Below are 442 nucleotides of genomic sequence, written 5' to 3' on the forward strand. Positions count from 1 at the left end.
ATTGCTTTGGATGGAACGCCAAACAAAGCCCGTCTTGGTGCCAATGCACTTCTTGGTGTTTCATTAGCTGTTGCGAAAGCAGCTGCGGATTCATTAAATTTACCTTTGTATCGTTATATTGGTGGTACACAAGCGCATATTCTTCCAACCCCTATGATGAATATTATTAATGGTGGCGTTCATGCTGATAATCTGATTGATTTTCAGGAGTTTATGATTATTCCTATAGGAGCCCCTACTGTAAGAGAAGCCATTCGTTATGGCGCTGAAATTTTCCATGCGTTGAAAAAGCGTTTAAAAGATGCGGGTTATAATACCAATGTTGGTGATGAAGGTGGCTTTGCACCTCAATTTAAAAGTGCTGATCAAGCAATTGATTTTATTATGGAATCTATTACAACATGTGGCTACAAACTAGGGGAACAAATTGCCATTGGTTTAG

At 39.1% G+C, this 442-nt stretch carries 1 pseudogene; it reads left to right on the plus strand.

Annotated elements, in window-relative coordinates:
* Nucleotides 1-442 (plus strand): annotated as a pseudogene (gene eno, locus J7R13_RS08985) (phosphopyruvate hydratase); the annotation flags it as partial.

This window comes from Bartonella taylorii 8TBB, assembly GCF_902825155.1.
In the GTDB taxonomy this organism is placed as follows: Bacteria; Pseudomonadota; Alphaproteobacteria; order Rhizobiales; family Rhizobiaceae; genus Bartonella; species Bartonella taylorii_A.